Source organism: Mycobacterium sp. NGS59 (assembly GCF_059812345.1).
Genome location: NZ_JCALCN010000004.1, coordinates 223,080 through 239,724, shown reverse-complemented (window position 1 = coordinate 239,724; position 16,645 = coordinate 223,080). Strand labels below are relative to the sequence as shown.

At 67.9% G+C, this 16,645-nt stretch carries 13 protein-coding genes; 11 read left to right on the top strand and 2 right to left on the bottom strand.

Annotated elements, in window-relative coordinates:
• Positions 1 to 50: 50 nt before the first annotated feature.
• Genes AC5Y46_RS07705 through AC5Y46_RS07695 form a run of 3 tightly spaced genes read left to right on the top strand, consistent with a single transcriptional unit; the run spans position 51 to position 3,781 of the window.
• Positions 51 to 440: a hypothetical protein gene (locus tag AC5Y46_RS07705; protein ID WP_499942064.1), complete on the top strand. Its 390-nt coding sequence runs from the start codon at positions 51 to 53 to the stop codon at positions 438 to 440.
• Positions 406 to 3,294, top strand: a complete 2,889-nt coding sequence (locus AC5Y46_RS07700; RefSeq protein WP_499942066.1) for an MMPL/RND family transporter — start codon at positions 406 to 408, stop codon at positions 3,292 to 3,294. Before AC5Y46_RS07705 ends, AC5Y46_RS07700 begins: the two co-directional genes overlap by 35 nt.
• Positions 3,295 to 3,304: 10 nt before the next feature.
• The gene (locus AC5Y46_RS07695) at positions 3,305 to 3,781 is read left to right on the top strand and encodes an SRPBCC family protein (RefSeq protein ID WP_499942067.1); all 477 of its coding nucleotides are present in this window, start codon (positions 3,305 to 3,307) and stop codon (positions 3,779 to 3,781) included.
• Here AC5Y46_RS07695 and rpmB read toward each other — a convergent pair.
• On the bottom strand, positions 3,768 to 3,962 hold the full coding sequence (rpmB, locus tag AC5Y46_RS07690) for a 50S ribosomal protein L28 (protein ID WP_036354526.1): 195 nt from the start codon (positions 3,960 to 3,962) through the stop codon (positions 3,768 to 3,770). The two genes, AC5Y46_RS07695 and rpmB, sit on opposite strands and share 14 nt — an antisense overlap.
• Positions 3,963 to 4,249: 287 nt before the next feature.
• Here rpmB and AC5Y46_RS07685 point away from each other — a divergent pair, with 287 nt between their 5' ends.
• From AC5Y46_RS07685 to AC5Y46_RS07675, 3 genes are read left to right on the top strand one after another with little or no spacing between them, the layout of a single operon-like run.
• A complete protein-coding gene (locus tag AC5Y46_RS07685; protein ID WP_499942359.1) occupies positions 4,250 to 5,902 on the top strand; it encodes a DAK2 domain-containing protein in 1,653 nt (550 codons plus the stop codon).
• Positions 5,903 to 5,904: 2 nt separating this feature from the next.
• Entirely contained in the window at positions 5,905 to 8,133 is a 2,229-nt protein-coding gene (gene recG, locus AC5Y46_RS07680) for an ATP-dependent DNA helicase RecG (RefSeq protein WP_499942069.1), read from the top strand.
• Positions 8,130 to 8,843: an HNH endonuclease family protein gene (locus AC5Y46_RS07675; RefSeq protein WP_499942070.1), complete on the top strand. Its 714-nt coding sequence runs from the start codon at positions 8,130 to 8,132 to the stop codon at positions 8,841 to 8,843. The genes recG and AC5Y46_RS07675 overlap by 4 nt, the downstream gene beginning before the upstream one ends.
• A gap of 4 nt (positions 8,844 to 8,847) precedes the next feature.
• Here the strand turns inward: AC5Y46_RS07675 and AC5Y46_RS07670 are convergent, their stop codons facing one another.
• Positions 8,848 to 9,696 carry an aldo/keto reductase gene (locus AC5Y46_RS07670; protein WP_499942361.1) on the bottom strand — a complete coding sequence of 283 codons (849 nt, stop codon included), beginning with the start codon at positions 9,694 to 9,696 and terminating at the stop codon, positions 8,848 to 8,850.
• Positions 9,697 to 9,975: 279 nt separating this feature from the next.
• Between AC5Y46_RS07670 and AC5Y46_RS07665 the strand changes: the two genes are divergently transcribed.
• From AC5Y46_RS07665 to rsmD, 5 genes are all read left to right on the top strand, one after another.
• Positions 9,976 to 11,100, top strand: a complete 1,125-nt coding sequence (locus AC5Y46_RS07665; protein WP_499942072.1) for an alpha/beta hydrolase — start codon at positions 9,976 to 9,978, stop codon at positions 11,098 to 11,100.
• A gap of 199 nt (positions 11,101 to 11,299) precedes the next feature.
• Positions 11,300 to 12,061, top strand: coding sequence for a DsbA family protein (locus tag AC5Y46_RS07660; RefSeq protein WP_499942073.1), 762 nt, complete (start codon positions 11,300 to 11,302; stop codon positions 12,059 to 12,061).
• A 4-nt stretch (positions 12,062 to 12,065) separates the two neighbouring features.
• On the top strand, positions 12,066 to 12,698 hold the full coding sequence (locus AC5Y46_RS07655; RefSeq protein WP_499942075.1) for a vitamin K epoxide reductase family protein: 633 nt from the start codon (positions 12,066 to 12,068) through the stop codon (positions 12,696 to 12,698).
• Between the two features lie 8 nt (positions 12,699 to 12,706).
• Complete coding sequence (locus AC5Y46_RS07650) at positions 12,707 to 16,090, top strand: pyruvate carboxylase (RefSeq protein ID WP_499942077.1); 3,384 nt, start codon at positions 12,707 to 12,709, stop codon at positions 16,088 to 16,090.
• Positions 16,087 to 16,641 carry a 16S rRNA (guanine(966)-N(2))-methyltransferase RsmD gene (gene rsmD / locus AC5Y46_RS07645; RefSeq protein ID WP_499942363.1) on the top strand — a complete coding sequence of 185 codons (555 nt, stop codon included), beginning with the start codon at positions 16,087 to 16,089 and terminating at the stop codon, positions 16,639 to 16,641. The genes AC5Y46_RS07650 and rsmD overlap by 4 nt, the downstream gene beginning before the upstream one ends.
• The last annotated feature ends 4 nt before the right edge of the window (positions 16,642 to 16,645 follow it).

Below are 16,645 nucleotides of genomic sequence, written 5' to 3'. Positions count from 1 at the left end.
CGGACTTCGGCACGACGCGCAAACCGGGTCGCCATTCGTACGTTCGATTCATGACATGGACACAGTTGCATGACCGCATGGCCTTCATGGCCGACATGATTCAAGGCGCCGAAGTCGACCCGTCGGAAGCGTTGGCTCGCTTGGCCGATGCCGACCGGGCCGCCGAGGTGGTCCGCCTGTTCGGGGACGAGGAGGGACTGCTGCTCTCGTTGCGCCAGCGTTGGTTCACCATGCTCTCGGCGAAGCTGGATCAGGCGGAGTACGAGGGCATTACCGCCGAGCAGGCCCGAGCCGAGCTGACCGCCGCCGCACCCGGGTTGCGGGCGCTGTTGGACGTCGCGGGCCGACGATCGCTGCGGATGCGGGTTCTGGCGGGCGGTGAACAGCGTGTACTGGATCTGTTCGATGGGTCGACGGTGGATCGGCAGACCGTTGCGTGACGACGACACCTTCCTGTCGCGGTTGCTGGCCCGGCTCACCGGTTCGTCGGCGATCCTGGTCGTCGGGCTGTGGGTGGTCGCGGCCGGCGTCGGCAATCTGCTGGTGCCGCAGTTGGAGCGGGTGGTCGACACGCACGCCCGCTCGTTCATGCCGGCCGATGCGCCCAGCTCGACGGCGGCTTCCCGCGCGGCGCAGCTCTTCGGGCAGACACCCAGCAACAACTTCGTTTACGTTGTGCTGGAACGCAACAGTGACCTGACGTCGCGGGACCGCCAGTTCTACGGTGCGCTGACCGCCGCGTTGAGATCGGATGCACGGCATGTGAATTCGGTGACCGACCTGTGGTCACAGCCGGCGACGGCGGCCGGCGCGCAAAGCCGCGACGGGCGCGCCGTCACCTTGATGGTCCGGCTGGCCGGGATGTTGGGTACCTCGCAGGCGCGGGACTCGGTGTATTCGCTGCGCGGCACCGTGGCCGGGTTGTCTCCGCCGGCGGGTCTGGCGGTCCATGTCACGGGTCCGGGTGCGACCATCGTCGACGAGTTCGCCGCCATCGATCGGCAGATGCTCGGAATCACCGCTGCGACGGTCGTTCTCATCTTGGTGCTGCTGTTGGTGGTGTACCGATCGCCGATCGCGGCGGGAATCCCGCTGGTGTCGGTGGGTCTCGGGCTGGCCGTGGCGCGCGCCGTGGTCGCGGCGCTGGGTTCGGCGGGGGCCGTTGAGGTTTCGCTGTTCTCGGTGGCGCTGATGGCGGCCATGACACTCGGCGCCGGCACCGACTACGCGATCTTCCTCGTCGGCCGCTATCACGAGGGCCGGCGCGCCGGGGTAGCACCGGGCCGGGCCCTCGTCGGCGCCTATCGTGCCGTGGCGCCGGTGGTGATCGGATCGGCGCTGACCATCTCGATGGCGCTGGCCTGCCTGGGCTTCGCCGAGGTGGGGATGTTCCGCAGCGCGGGAATACCCTGTGCGATAGGAATTCTGGTGATCATGGTGGCGGCGCTGACCCTGACGCCGGCGCTGATGGGTCTGGCGGTGCGCCGCGGGTTGCTCGAACCGCGGCTGTCGACGACAGCCGGGCGCTGGCGCCGCGTCGGTACCAGCGTGGCGCGCTGGCCCGGACCGGTCCTGGCCACCGCCGGCGCATTGATCATGCTGGCCGCGCTGCCGTTGGCGAGCATGCGGGTGGGCTGGAACGAACCCGCGGCCACGCCGTCCGACGCCGAATCCAGCGTCGGTTACACGTTGGCCGACAAGCACTTCGCCCGCAACGCGCTGTTGCCCGACGTCGTCACGATTCAGGCCGACCATGACCTGCGCAACCCCGCCGGTCTGATCGCGGTCGAACGGATCAGCCGTCAGATCATGGCCGTTCCGGGGGTGCGTTCGGTGCAGTCGGCGAGCCGGCCAGACGGCAAGGTGCCCGATCAGGCGACGCTGAGCTATCAGGCCGGAGAGCTCGGCCGCCAGTTCAGCCGGGCGGTCGACTCGCTGACCGAGCGGCTGGCCCGCGTCTCCGATCTGGACTCCGCGTTGGCGCAGACGCAGGCGGCGGTGGAGCGGATGGGCAGCGGACTGCGCGGCGGTAGTGCCGGACTGGCCGACATGTCCTCGGCTGCAACGGATATGCGGGTGGGTGTGGACGGGGTGCAGCGCTCGGTGACGACCGTGTCCGGGTTCTTGGACCCGCTGCGCGACTTCGTGGCCCGGACCCCGGACTGCACGGCGAACCCGTTGTGCGCGACCGTCGACCGCGTGCTGCAACCGATGGATTCGCTGCTGCAGACTTCGACGCGCATCGGTGACGGCGCCGCCAAGCTGACCCGCGGCTCGACCACCGCCGCCACCGCGCTGGCCGGACTGCCGCAATCGGTGACCGCGATGAATGACGCACTGTCGCAGGCACGTTCGGCCACCCGCGAGTTGCTGAGCCTACGGGACTCGCTGGGGCCGCAGCTGCGCCAACTGACCGATTACCTCGCCGAGATCGACACCTCGTTCCAGGGCAGCGCGGCGTCGGGTTTCTACCTGCCGCAGCGGGCGCTGTCCGACCCGCGCTACCGCGAGGTGCTGAACAACCTGATTTCGGCCGATGGCCGCGCCACCCTGCTGCTGGTGTACGGCGACGGCGACGAGTGGGGCGCCGCCGGCGCCGCGCGAGCCGAGCAGGTGCGCGCCGCCGTGACGGAGGCCACCAAGGAAGGGACCCTGACCCCGACCGGCGTCCAGCTGGCCGGCGTCGGACCGGCTACGGCCGATCTGCAACGCTCGGTCGGCCGCGACACCATGCTGCTGGTGGGAGCGGCGCTGGCGCTGATCTTCCTGATCGTCACGGTCATGCTGCGCAGTCCGGTGGCCGGATTGGTGGTCGTCGGAACCGTCGTCGCCTCCTACGCATCCGCGCTGGGTGCCAGCGTCCTGATCTGGCAGCATCTGCTGCACCAACCGCTGCACTGGGCCGTCGCGCCGATCGCGTTCATCGCGTTGATCGCGGTGGGAGCCGACTACAACCTGCTACTGGCGCTGCGCATCAAATCCGAAGCACGCGCGGGACTCGGCACCGGCATCATCCGCGCGTTCGGCGGTACCGGCGGCGTCGTCACCACCGCGGGCATCGTCTTCGGGATCACCATGCTGGCGCTGCTGGCCAGCAGCGTGCTCAGCATCGCCCAGGTCGGCACCACCGTCGCCGTCGGGTTGTTGATCGACACTCTGGTGGTACGGGCGTTCGTGGTGCCGTCGCTGGTGGCGCTGCTGGGTCGGTGGTTCTGGTGGCCGGCGCGGAATCTGGCGCGCCGAACCGCCTCCGCCGCCACCGTCCGCAGTGAGCCCGCCGTACCGGTTGGCTAGGCTGCGCCCTGTGCGCGAATCGGTGACAGTACACATGGCCGCGCCGGCGGCAAAGATCTGGGATCTCGTCGCCGACGTCCGCAATACGGGCAGGTTCTCACCGGAGACGTTCGACGCCGAATGGCTGGACGGAGCGACGGGCCCGGCGCTGGGCGCGCGGTTCCGCGGGCACGTCAAGCGCAACGAGATCGGCCCGGTGTACTGGACGACGTGCCGGGTGACCGCTTGCGAACCGGGGCGCGAGTTCGGCTTCGAAGTGCTCGTCGGCGGCCGGGCCGTCAACAACTGGCATTACGCGTTCGCCCCGACGGCGCGCGGAACCGACGTCACCGAATCGTTCTGGATCGGTTTCGACGACAGCAGGGTGCCGCGCCTGTTCCGGTTGCTCGGCGAGCCGCGCCGCCGGCGCAACATCCGGGACATGACCACGACCCTGCAGCGGATCAAAGCGGTCGTCGAGGAAGACGGCGAACCTAGCCGCGGGTGACCTTGCCGGCCTTGATGCACGAGGTGCACACGTTGAGGCGCTGCTTGTTGCCACCGGGGCGCGTCACGGCGTGCACGGTCTGGACGTTGGGGTTCCACCGGCGACTGGTGCGGCGGTGGGAGTGCGACACCGACTTACCGAAGCCGGGGCCTTTCCCGCAGATATCGCACACAGCGGCCATGGTTCAAACTCCTCAAGTCTGTTGCCGGGCCCGGCGACCCGCTGTCGGGTCAGCCGGCCTGAGCCGGAATAGCCCGGGTTCACCCAGGCCGTCCCACAATACCGACTGTGGTCGGCAACCGCCAAAACGCACGGCGCTCGGACTCGTCTTGACCAGTACTGTCGGCGTCTCTGACTAGGCTCTTGGCTGGCTCACGTCCCGGCGGTCCGGGGCTACGCTGGCGCGATCGGGGGCCTCGTCAGTGCACAAAGGAGGTGGGGGTCGAGTTGGGCGAGTCAGGTCGGGTACTGGACGGTGTAGCCCTGCGCGACTGGGCGCACACCGTGGTCAGCGACCTAATCACCCACATCGACGAGATCAACCGGCTCAACGTGTTCCCGGTCGCCGACTCCGACACCGGCGCGAACATGCTTTTCACGATGCGTTCGGCGCTGGCCGAGGCGGATGCCGAAGTCGGGCGGGGCAACGATGACGTCGTTCGGTTGGCGTCCGCGCTGTCAGCCGGTGCACTGCACGGCGCCCGGGGCAACTCCGGGGTGATCCTGTCCCAGATCCTGCGTGGCATCGCCGACGCAACCGCGACCGCCGCCGCCGATTCCGGCGGGGAGCTGGCGGTGATCGACACCGCGACCTTCGCGGCCGCGCTGTGGCGTGGCGTCGAATTGGTTGTGACCTCGATGGGTGGAGACGAGGTGCCCGGGACCATCGTGTCGGTGTTGCGCGCCGCCGCCGCCGCCGTCGACCAGAGCGCCGCCGCCGGTCAGACGCTGGACGCGGCGATCGTCGCGGCCGGTGACGCCGCGGTGGTCGCGCTGGAGAAGACGACCGAGCAGCTCGACGTGCTCGCCGACGCCGGGGTGGTGGACGCCGGGGGGCGCGGCCTGCTGGTCATGCTCGATTCGCTGCGGTCGACGATCACCGGCGAGACCCCGGCGAGGTCCGTCTACGAGCCCGCGCCGCGACCACCGACCGCGGACACCGTGACCCGGGGCCGGGCTCCGCAGTTCGAGGTGATGTACCTGCTGGCCGACTGCGATGCGGCAGCGGCCGACACGCTGCGACAACGACTCGAGGAGCTGGGTGACTCGGTGGCGATCGCGGCCGCGGCCTCGCAGAGCTACTCCGTGCACGTCCACACCGATGACGCCGGCGCGGCCGTGGAGGCGGGTTTGGCGGCCGGACAGTTGAGCCGCATCGTGGTGTCGGCGCTGAGTTCCGGCGCCACCGGACTGCCCGCGGGAAGTTGGACCCGGGAACGGGCGGTGCTCGCTGTCGTGGACGGCGACGGTGCCGAGGAGTTGTTCGCCGGGGAGGGGGCTTGCGTACTGCGACCGGAACCAGACGACTCCGGCGGCATCAGCGCCCACCAACTGGTTCGCGCCGTGGTGGACAGCGGCGCAGCCCAGGTGATGGTGCTGCCTAACGGATATGTGGCCGCCGAGGAACTGGTGGCCGGTTGTACCGCGGCCATCGGGTGGGGTGTCGACGTGGTGCCGGTCCCGACCGGGTCGATGGTGCAGGGACTGGCCGCGCTGGCCGTGCACGACACCGGCCGACAGGCCGTCGACGACGGCTACACCATGGCCCGCGCAGCCGGCGCCGCCCGGCACGGATCGGTGCGCGTCGCCACCGAGAACGCGTTAACCTGGGCTGGCACCTGCAAACCGGGCGACGGCCTGGGCATCGCGGGCGACGAGGTGCTGATCGTCGCCGCCGACGTGCCCGCCGCCGCGATCGGCCTGCTCGACCTGCTGATGGCCTCCGGTGGCGACCTGGTCACCGTGCTGATGGGTGCCGACCTGGACGACCTGGACAACGGAGTCGCTGCGGACATCCAGGCCGCGCTGGACAGTCACATGCACGACCATCACCCCGGCAGCGAACTGGTGGTCTACCGCACCGGTCACCGCGGTGACGTGCTGCTGATCGGGGTGGAGTAGGCGTGGCGACGCTGAGCGATCGGCTGCTCTTTGTGCTTGGCGGCAAGTCCGCCGCCCCGCTGGAGGAGAGCCTGGGGCTCCTGACTGTCGACGAGCTGCTTCGCCACTATCCGCGCAGCTACGTCGAAGGCGCATCCCGGCTCAGCGCCGACGACCAGCGCCCCGAACCGGGCGAGCACATCACGATCGTCGACGTCATCACCGATACGAGGTCCGGACAGATGCGGCAGCAGAAGCCCGGCAAGAGGCCGCGGAAATGGTTGCGCGTCACGGTCGGGACAGGCCGCGGCAGGGTGACCGCCACCTTCTTCAACGCCGACTTCCTGATGAAGGACCTGACCGTGAACACCAAGGTCATGCTGTCCGGAGAGGTCGGATACTTCAAAGGGGCTATGCAGCTCACCCATCCCGCGTTTCTTCTGATGGACTCCTCGGACGGCAGGAACCGCGGTACCGATTCGCTGCGCAACATCGCCGATGCGTCGAAGACGGACAGCGGTGAATTGGCCGTGTCGGCGTTCGAGCGGCCGTTCTATCCGATCTATCCCGCCAGCACCAAGGCCCAGACCTGGGAAATCTATCGCTGCGTGCAGCAGGTGCTGGATCAGCTTGACCCGGTGGATGATCCGTTGCCCCCGGAGCTGCGTGCGAAGCTCGGGCTGATCGGCGAAGACGACGCGTTGCGCGCCATCCACCTGCCCGAAAGCAGATCCGAGCGGGACCGGGCTCGTGATCGCCTCACTTTCGACGAGGCGGTCGGCCTGCAGTGGGCACTGGTCGGTCGCCGGCACGGCGCGTTGTCCCAATCGGGCCCCGCGGCTCCCCGCCGGCCCGACGGTCTGGCGGCAGAACTGTTGCAGCGCTTGCCGTTCGAACTCACGGCCGGGCAGCGCGAGGTGCTTGCGGTGTTGTCCGACGAACTGGCACTCACCAGACCGCTCAACCGCTTGCTGCAGGGCGAAGTCGGGTCGGGCAAGACGATCGTTTCGGTGCTGGCGATGCTGCAGATGGTCGACGCGGGCTACCAGTGCGCCTTGCTGGCACCTACCGAAGTCCTTGCCGCGCAACATCTTCGGTCCATGACCGAGGTCCTCGGTCCGCTGGCGATGGGAGGCCAACTCGGTGGTGCCGACGATGCCACCCGCGTGACGCTGCTCACCGGATCGATGAGCGCCGCGCGAAAGAAGCAGGTTCGGGCCGAGGTCGCCGGTGGGCAGGCCGGCATCGTCATCGGCACCCACGCGCTGCTGCAGGACGCGGTGGAGTTCCACAAGCTGGGCATGGTGGTGGTCGACGAGCAGCACCGGTTCGGCGTCGAGCAACGAGATCGGTTGCGCTCCAAGGCTCCTGCCGGTATCACTCCGCATCTGTTGGTGATGACCGCGACGCCGATACCCCGTACGGTTGCCCTGACGTATTACGGCGACCTGGAGACGTCTACGTTGCGCGAACTGCCGCGCGGGCGTCAGCCGATCACCTCCAATGTGATATTCGTCGGGGAGAATCCGCGCTGGCTCGAGCGCGCCTGGCAGCGCATCAGGGAAGAGGTTGCCGCCGGTCGCCAGGCGTATGTGGTGGCGCCGCGGATCGACGAAGAAGAGTCGGACACGACGGAAGACGGCAAGCGCCCGTCGGTGACCGCCGTCGGCTTGTTCGGCAGGCTGCGCGCGCAGGAATTGGCCGGCGTGCGGCTGGGACTCATGCACGGTCGACTGTCGGCCGACGAAAAGGACGCTGTGATGGCCGCTTTCCGCGCCGGCCAGATCGACGTGCTGGTGTGCACCACCGTCATCGAAGTCGGTGTCGATGTTCCCAACGCCACCGTGATGCTGGTGATGGATGCCGATCGGTTCGGTATCAGCCAACTGCACCAACTGCGGGGCCGGATCGGTCGCGGCCGGCACCCGAGCCTGTGTTTGTTGGCCAGCTGGACCTCACCGGTTTCACCGGCCGGTACCCGGCTGAATGCCGTCGCCGCGACCGTCGACGGATTCGCGCTGGCCGACCTGGACCTCAAGGAACGCAAGGAAGGAGATGTGTTGGGCCGCAATCAGTCCGGCCGGGCCTTCACGTTGCGACTGCTCTCGCTGGCCGACCACCTGGAGTACATCGAGGCCGCCCGGGAATTCTGTGAGTCAGCGTATGGCGCCGATCCGGGCAACCCCGGATTGTCCGTGCTGGCAGCACGATTCACCGACACCGACCGAATCGAGTACCTGGACAAGTCATGACTCGCAAGACACTGCTCTGGTTGGCGGCCGTCGCCGTGCTGGCGCTGGTGGTCGCCTACCAGACGCTGGGATCGTCGTCGGCCCGGCACGCCGACGAATTCGCCGCGCGCGCCGACGTCCCCACCGTGCAACCCGGTGACGACGTGCTGGCCGGAATCCTCGTGCTGCCGCTACGCGCGCACCGGTTCGACTACCGGCGGGCGGCTTTCGGCGACGCCTGGGACGACGACAACGACGCCCCGCTGGGCCACAACGGCTGCGACACCCGCAACGACATCCTCAACCGCGACCTGGTCGACGTCACGCATGTCTCCATCAAACGGTGTCCCGACGCGGTAGCCACCGGCACCTTGCACGACCCGTACACCAGCTCCGTCATCGCGTTCCAGCGAGGCGCCAAGGTCGGCGAGTCGGTGCAGATCGACCACATCGTCCCGTTGGCCTACGCCTGGGACATGGGCGCCTCAGACTGGCCGGAGGCCGAGCGGGTGCGCTTCGCCAACGACCCGGCCAACCTGCTGGCGGTGCAGGGCAGAGCCAACCAGGACAAAGGGGACTCACCACCGTCGCAGTGGATGCCACCCAACAAAGCGTTCGCGTGCCAGTACGCCATTCAGTTCATCGCGGTGCTGCGCGGCTATTCGCTGCCGGTGGACCAGGCATCCACCGGCGTACTGCGGGAGGCCGCGGCCACCTGCCCTACCCGGTGAACGGTCAGGTGCCGGTGTAGGTGTCCGGATCCGGCCGCAGCCGGGTGCCGTCGTTGAGCCCGTTCAACGCGTCGACGTGCTCGGCGGCCAGTTCGAAGTCGAACACGTCCAGGTTGCCGGCGATGTGTTCGGGTTTGGCTGAGCGGAACACGACGGAATTGCCCAGCTGGACGTTCCAGCGCAACAGAACCTGCGCCGGCGTCTTGCCGTATTCGCCGGCGATCGACGTCACCGTCGGGTTGTCGTTCAGCTTGCCCAGAGCCAGCGGCGTGTAGGACTGGGTGACGATGTCGTGCTCGGCGTTGGTCTTGCGCAGCTGCTCCTGATTGAGCAACGGGTGCAGCTCGATCTGGTTGACCGCTGGGGTGACGAACGTCAGGTCGATGACCATCGACAGGTGCTCCGCGGTGAAGTTGGACACCCCGACCGAGCGCGCGTGGCCCTCGCCCCGGGATTGGATCAATCCGCCGAACGAGTCCACGTAGGTGCCGAGTGCCGCCGCCGGCCAGTGGATCAGGTAGAGGTCGACGTATTCCAGCCCGAGATTTTCCAGGCTGCGCTGGCAGGCTTGCTGCGACGACTTGAAACCCTGGTCAGCCGTGGCGAGTTTGGTGGTGACGAACAGTTCGGCGCGGGGAATGCCCGAAGCCGCGATCGCGCGGCCCACCGCCGCCTCATTGCCGTACGCCGCCGCGGTGTCAATCAGCCGGCAGCCGCTCTCCAGAGCGGCCGACACCGCGCGTTCGGTCTCGTCGTCCGATAACTCTGCGGTCCCGAGGCCGAGCACCGGCATCGTGTTCTCGTCGTTGAGGGCAATCGAGGGGACAGAAGTGGCGCCCGACTCGCCGGCCAACGTCATCACCTACCTATGAAATTGAAAGTTCTCGGATTCAGGTCCAAGCCGGTCGCGGAAACGCACACCAACTCGCGGTCCATCATGTTACCGAGTTGAATATGCCAGCTAATCAATGCCCGGCCCGCGTCCGGTCACAACTTCAGATGGCCGGTCGGTCTGCGCAGGTTCAGGCATTTCGGTCACGACGTAAGGTTGCCCCCGGGGACGTCGGAGGGGGCCGACGGTGGGAATCGAGCGACCGTCGTTTAGCGTGACGAAGATTTTAGGGAGCGGCCGATGACCAGAAGCCTTCCGGGCGCGCCGGACCTCCATCTCGGGGCAGCGCGCGCGTCGACCGGGTGGACGGCCCGTGTCCAGGGCACGGTCACCAACGTGGGTGTGAAAGTCATTCCGTGGATTCCCAGCGGCGCCAAGCGGCTCCTCACGCGGGGACGGTCGGTCGTGATCGACGGCAACACCCTCGATCCCACCCTGCAATTGATGCTCACCGGGTTGCGCGCCGTGGGCATCGACGGTTTGGTGATCGACGACGACGCCGCCACGTCCCGAGCCGCCATGCGGGAAAACATGCAAGTCATGCCCGGCCCGCAGATCCATGTGGACGTGGAGGAGATCTCGCTGCCGGGTCCGGCAGGTCCGATCGCGGCGCGGCACTACTGTCCCCCGGGGTCCGGCGCCGGGGAAGCGCCGCTGCTGGTCTTCTACCACGGCGGCGGCTGGGCCATCGGCGACTTGGACACCCACGACGCGTTGTGCCGGTTGACCTGCCGCGACGCGGGCATTCACGTGCTGTCGATCGACTACCGGCTGGCGCCCGAGCATCCGGCGCCCGCGGCGATCGACGATGCCTACGCCGCGTTCCAGTGGGCCTGGGAGCACGCCGCAGAACTCGGCGCGGCAGCGGGTCGGGTGGCGGTCGGTGGCGACAGCGCGGGTGGCAACCTGGCGGCGGTGGTCAGCCAGCTGGCACGGGATAGCGGCGGACCGGTCCCGGTGTTGCAGTGGCTGATCTATCCGCGGACCGACTTCACCGCGCACACCCGGTCGCTGAGCCTGTTCGCGCGGGGCTTCGTGCTGACCAAGCGCGACATCGATTGGTTCACTACGCAATACCTGCGCAAGTCGGGGATCGATGCGACGGATCCGCGGGTTTCCCCGGCGCTCGCCCCGTCGTTGGCCGGGCTGGCGCCGGCGCTGATCGCGGTCGCCGGCTTCGACCCGCTGCGTGACGAGGGCGAGGATTACGCGGCGGCGTTGCGGGCCGCAGGAACCGACGTGGACCTGCGGTATCTGGGTTCGCTGGCGCATGGCTTTGCGAACCTGTTCGCGCTCGGCGGGGACAGTGCCGCGGGGACGGCGGAGTTGATCTCGGCGCTGCGGGCTCACCTGAGCCGGTGCTGACCTGGTCGTGATGCGGGTCGCGACCATCGGGACGTCGCGATCGCGAGCGCGGCGGTAGGGCCGCGTGATGCGGGTCGCGACCATCGCAACGTCGCGATCGCGAGCGCGGCGGTGGGCCGCGTGATGCGGGTCGCGACCATCGCAATCGGTACGCTAGAGGCGCCCCTTCGCGGGCCAAGCCAACAAACGTGAGGATCCTGTGGCCGACAAACGCAAGCGCCCCGCGCGACTCGACCTGAAGTCCGGCGACGGCAAGTTCGGCCGACTCATCCAGATCGGCGGCACCTTGATCGTCGTGCTTTTCGCCGTCGGCCTGGTCTTCTACATCGTGTCCAACGGCCACAAGAAGCAAGCCGCCACTGCCAACGGCGAGGGCGCGATCCGGGTGACCTCCAGCAAGCTGGTCACCGACCAAGGCAAACCCAAGGCCGTGATGAGCTTCTACGAGGATTTCCTGTGTCCGGCGTGCGGCAAGTTCGAGCGTGATTTCGGATCGACCATCAACAAACTCATTGAAATCGGCGCGATCGCCGCCGACTACAACATGGTGACCATCTTGGACAGTCCGCGGACCCAGCACTATTCCTCGCGCGCCGCCGCGGCCGCCAACTGCGTCGCCGAGGAGTCCATCGCTTCTTTCCAACGGTTCCACAGTGCGCTCTACGACCCCAATATCCAACCCGCCGAGACCGGCACCAGCTTCCCCGACAACGCACGATTGATCGAGATCGCCCGTCAAACAGAGGCCGTCGGCAAAGTGGCGGACTGCATCAACAGCGGCAAGTACATCGAAAAGGTGACCGGACTCGCGGCGGCCAACAACATCCGCGCGACCCCCACCGTGAAGATCAACGGCACCGAATACGAATGGACGTCTCCTGCCGCGCTGGTGGCCAAGATCAAGGAAATCGTCGGCAACGTCCCGGGGATCGACGAGGTCGCGGCAACCGCGAAAGCCTGATCTCGTGTCAGCCGAACTCGCCGAGCAATCCGGCGAACTGGAACTCCCCGCGACGCGCGGACCGTGGGTACCCCAGCTGAGTGCGTGGTGGGTGCTGATCGGCGGCGTGCTGGGCTTGCTCGCCTCGGTCACGCTGACGGTTGAGAAGATCGAGTTACTGCGCAACTCCTCGTACGTGCCGTCGTGCAACATCAACCCGATCGTGTCGTGCGGGTCGGTGATGGTGACGCCGCAGGCTTCGCTGTTCGGGTTCCCCAATCCGTTGCTGGGCATCGTGGGGTTCACGGTCGTGCTGGTCACTGGGGCGCTGACGGTGGCGAAAGTGGTTCTGCCGCGGTGGTATTGGGTCGGGCTGCTGGTCGGGCTGCTGGCCGGTACCGCGTTCGTGCACTGGCTGATCTTTCAGAGTCTGTACCGCATCGGGGCGTTGTGTCCGTACTGCATGGTGGTCTGGGTCATCACCGTCGCCCTGCTGGTCGTGGTGGCCTCGATTTTGGCGCGTCCGGCGATCGGCGACAATTCGGTGCTGCGAGTGGTGTTCGGTTTGCGGTGGTCGCTGGCGACGTTCTGGTTGACCGCGGTATTCCTGCTGATCATGGTGCGCTTCTGGAGTTATTGGTCGACACTTCTGAGTTAAGGTCGAGCGTGATCTCCAAAGTGTTGGTGGCCAATCGCGGCGAAATCGCGATCCGGGCTTTCCGCGCCGCATATGAATTGGGTGTCGGCACCGTCGCGGTCTATTCCTACGAGGACCGCAATTCGTTGCACCGGACCAAAGCCGATGAGTCCTATCAAATCGGCGAAGTCGGGCATCCGGTGCGCGCGTACCTGTCTGTCGACCAGATCGTCGAGACGGCCCGGCGCTGCGGCGCGGACGCCGTCTACCCGGGGTACGGATTCCTGTCGGAGAACCCGGAGTTGGCTGCGGCATGTGCGGAGGCGGGCATCACGTTCGTCGGTCCCGACGCCGAGGTGCTCAAGCTGACCGGACACAAATCCCGCGCCGTCGCCGCGGCCCGGGAAGCGGGTTTGCCCGTGCTGGAGTCATCGTCCCCGTCGGCCTCGGCCGACGAATTGGTTGCCGCCGCAGACGAAATGCGGTTTCCGTTGTTCGTCAAGGCGGTTGCCGGCGGCGGTGGCCGCGGTATGCGGCGGGTCAGTGACAAGGCCGCGTTGCCGGAGGCGATCGAGGCGGCGAGCCGGGAAGCCGAGTCCGCGTTCGGGGACCCCACGGTGTATCTCGAACAGGCCGTGCTGCGACCCCGGCACATCGAGGTCCAGATCTTGGCCGACACCCAGGGCAACGTGATCCACCTCTACGAGCGCGACTGCAGCGTGCAGCGCCGCCATCAGAAGGTCATCGAACTCGCACCGGCGCCGAACTTGCCGGCCGAGTTGCGGGAGAAGATCTGCGGCGACGCGGTCGCTTTCGCCCGCCACATCGGTTACAGCTGCGCCGGCACGGTCGAATTCCTGTTGGACGAGAGCGGCGAGTACGTCTTCATCGAGATGAACCCGCGAATTCAGGTGGAGCACACGGTAACCGAGGAGATCACCGACGTCGACCTGGTGTCCAGTCAGCTGCGCATCGCGGCCGGCGAGACTTTGCAGGACTTGGGTCTGACGCAGGATTCGGTGCGCCCCCATGGTGCCGCGCTGCAGTGCCGGATCACCACCGAGGATCCGGCCAACGGGTTCCGTCCCGACACTGGACGGATCAGTGCGTTGCGCACACCCGGCGGCGCCGGCATCCGACTGGACGGCAGCACCAACCTGGGGGCGGAGATCAGCGCCCACTTCGACTCGATGCTGGTCAAGCTGACCTGTCGGGGCCGTGATTTCCAGACCGCGGTGAACCGGGCCCGCCGGGCGATGGCAGAGTTCCGGATCCGCGGCGTGTCGACGAATATCCCGTTCCTGCAAGCGGTTCTGGACGACCCGGACTTTCAGGCCGGTCGCGTCACGACGTCGTTCATCGACGAGCGGCCGCAACTTCTCACCGCGCGGGTATCGGCCGACCGCGGCACCAAGATCCTCACCTACCTGGCCGACGTCACCGTCAACCAGCCGCACGGCGCGCGGCCCTCGACGGTGTACCCGCAGGACAAACTGCCCGAGATCGACCGGGAGGCTGCGCCGGCGCATGGTTCCCGGCAGCGGCTGCTGGAGCTGGGCCCGGACGGCTTCGCGCGCTGGCTGCGTGAGTCCCCGGCGGTCGGCGTGACCGACACGACGTTCCGCGATGCGCACCAGTCGCTGCTGGCCACCCGGGTGCGGACCAGCGGATTACTGATGGTGGCACCGTATCTCGCGCGCACGATGCCACAGCTGCTGTCGGTGGAATGCTGGGGTGGTGCGACCTACGATGTGGCGCTGCGGTTTCTGAAAGAGGATCCGTGGGAGCGGTTGTCCGCGCTGCGGCATGCGATTCCCAACATCTGCCTGCAGATGCTGCTGCGGGGCCGAAACACCGTGGGCTACACGCCGTATCCGGAAATCGTCACGTCGGCTTTCGTGGAGGAGGCGACGGCCACCGGCATCGACATCTTCCGTATTTTCGACGCGCTGAACAACCTGGACTCGATGCGCCCGGCCATCGACGCGGTACGCGAAACCGGTACTGCGATAGCCGAAGTCGCGATGTGTTACACCGGTGACCTGTCGAACCCGGCCGAGGACCTCTACACGCTGGACTACTACCTTCGCCTGGCCGAGTCGATCGTGGAGGCCGGCGCGCACGTGCTGGGCATCAAGGACATGGCCGGCCTGCTGCGGGCGCCGGCCGCGCACACCCTGGTGAGTGCGTTGCGCAGCCGTTTCGACCTGCCCATTCACGTGCACACGCACGACACGCCCGGGGGGCAGTTGGGCAGCTATGTGGCGGCGTGGCAGGCGGGCGCCGACGCGGTAGACGGGGCGGCCGCGCCGATGGCGGGAACCACCAGCCAGCCGGCGCTGAGCTCGATCGTGGCCGCCGCCGCGCACACCGAGTACGACACCGGCCTGTCGCTGCCGGCGGTGTGCGCGTTGGAGCCGTACTGGGAGGCGCTGCGAAAGGTGTACGCGCCGTTCGAGTCTGGGCTACCGGGCCCGACCGGACGGGTGTATGACCACGAGATCCCGGGTGGCCAGTTGTCGAACCTGCGCCAGCAGGCGATCGCGCTGGGTTTGGGGGACCGGTTCGAGGAAATCGAAGCCGCCTACGCCGGTGCCGACCGCGTGCTGGGCCGGTTGATCAAGGTGACCCCGTCGTCGAAGGTGGTCGGTGATCTTGCCTTGGCGCTGGTCGGTTCGGGGCTGAGCGCGGACGAGTTCGCTTCCGAACCAGCTCGATTGGATATCCCGGACTCGGTGCTGGGTTTCCTGCGCGGGGAGCTGGGTGAGCCGGCCGGCGGGTGGCCCGAGCCGCTTCGCTCGGCGGCGCTGGACGGCCGCGCACCGGGCAAACCGGCGCCGCAACTGACCGCCGACGACGAGGACGCGCTGTCCGCGGCGGGGCCGAAACGTCAGGCAGCCCTGAATCGGCTGTTGTTTCCCGGCCCCACAAGGGAATTCGAGGACCATCGGGAGGCCTACGGCGACACGTCGCAGTTGTCGGCCAACCAGTTCTTCTACGGCCTGCGCCAAGGCGAAGAGCATCGGGTGAAGCTCGAGCGCGGCGTCGAACTGCTGATCGGGCTGGAGGCCATCTCCGAACCCGACGAGCGCGGCATGCGGACCGTCATGTTCATCATCAACGGACAGTTGCGCCCGGTGCTGGTGCGCGATCGCAGCATCGCCAGCGCGGTGCCGGCCGCCGAGAAAGCCGACCGCGGCAACACCGGCCACATCGCGGCGCCGTTCGCCGGCGTGGTGACGGTGGCCGTCTCCGAGGGCGAGCAGGTGACCGCGGGCCAGACCGTCGCCACCATCGAGGCCATGAAGATGGAGGCACCCATCACCGCGCCCGCCGACGGCACCGTGGAGCGGGTGGCGGTGTCCGACACCGCTCAGGTGGAGGGCGGTGACCTGCTGGTGGTGCTGAACTGACCCGCATCATCGGCGGCGTGGCCGGAGGCCGGCGCCTTGCGGTGCCGCCGCGGGGGACCAGGCCCACCACCGACCGGGTGCGCGAGTCGCTGTTCAACATCTTGGCGGCCCGCATCGACTTCTCGGGTCTGGCGGTACTGGATCTTTATGCCGGTTCGGGGGCACTCGGCCTGGAAGCGCTGTCACGGGGCGCGGCATCCGCGCTGTTCGTCGAGTCCGACCAGCGCACCGCGGCGGTGATCGCCCGCAACATCGACACCGTGGGACTGCCCGGAGCCGCGGTGCGCCGGGGCGCGGTGACGGCTGTGCTGACCGGCGGCCCTTCGGCTGCAGTCGACCTGGTGCTGTCCGACCCGCCCTACGACCTGGGCACCGACGAGATCGATGCGGTCCTGGTCGCGCTGACCGCGCACGGCTGGACACGGGACGGGACCGTTGCGGTGGTGGAGCGCGGTGTCGGCAGCACGCGCTTGTCCTGGCCCGACGGCTGGTCGGTCTGGCCCGAACGGGTTTACGGCGACACCCGTTTGGAGCTCGCCGAACGAATCTGAGGCA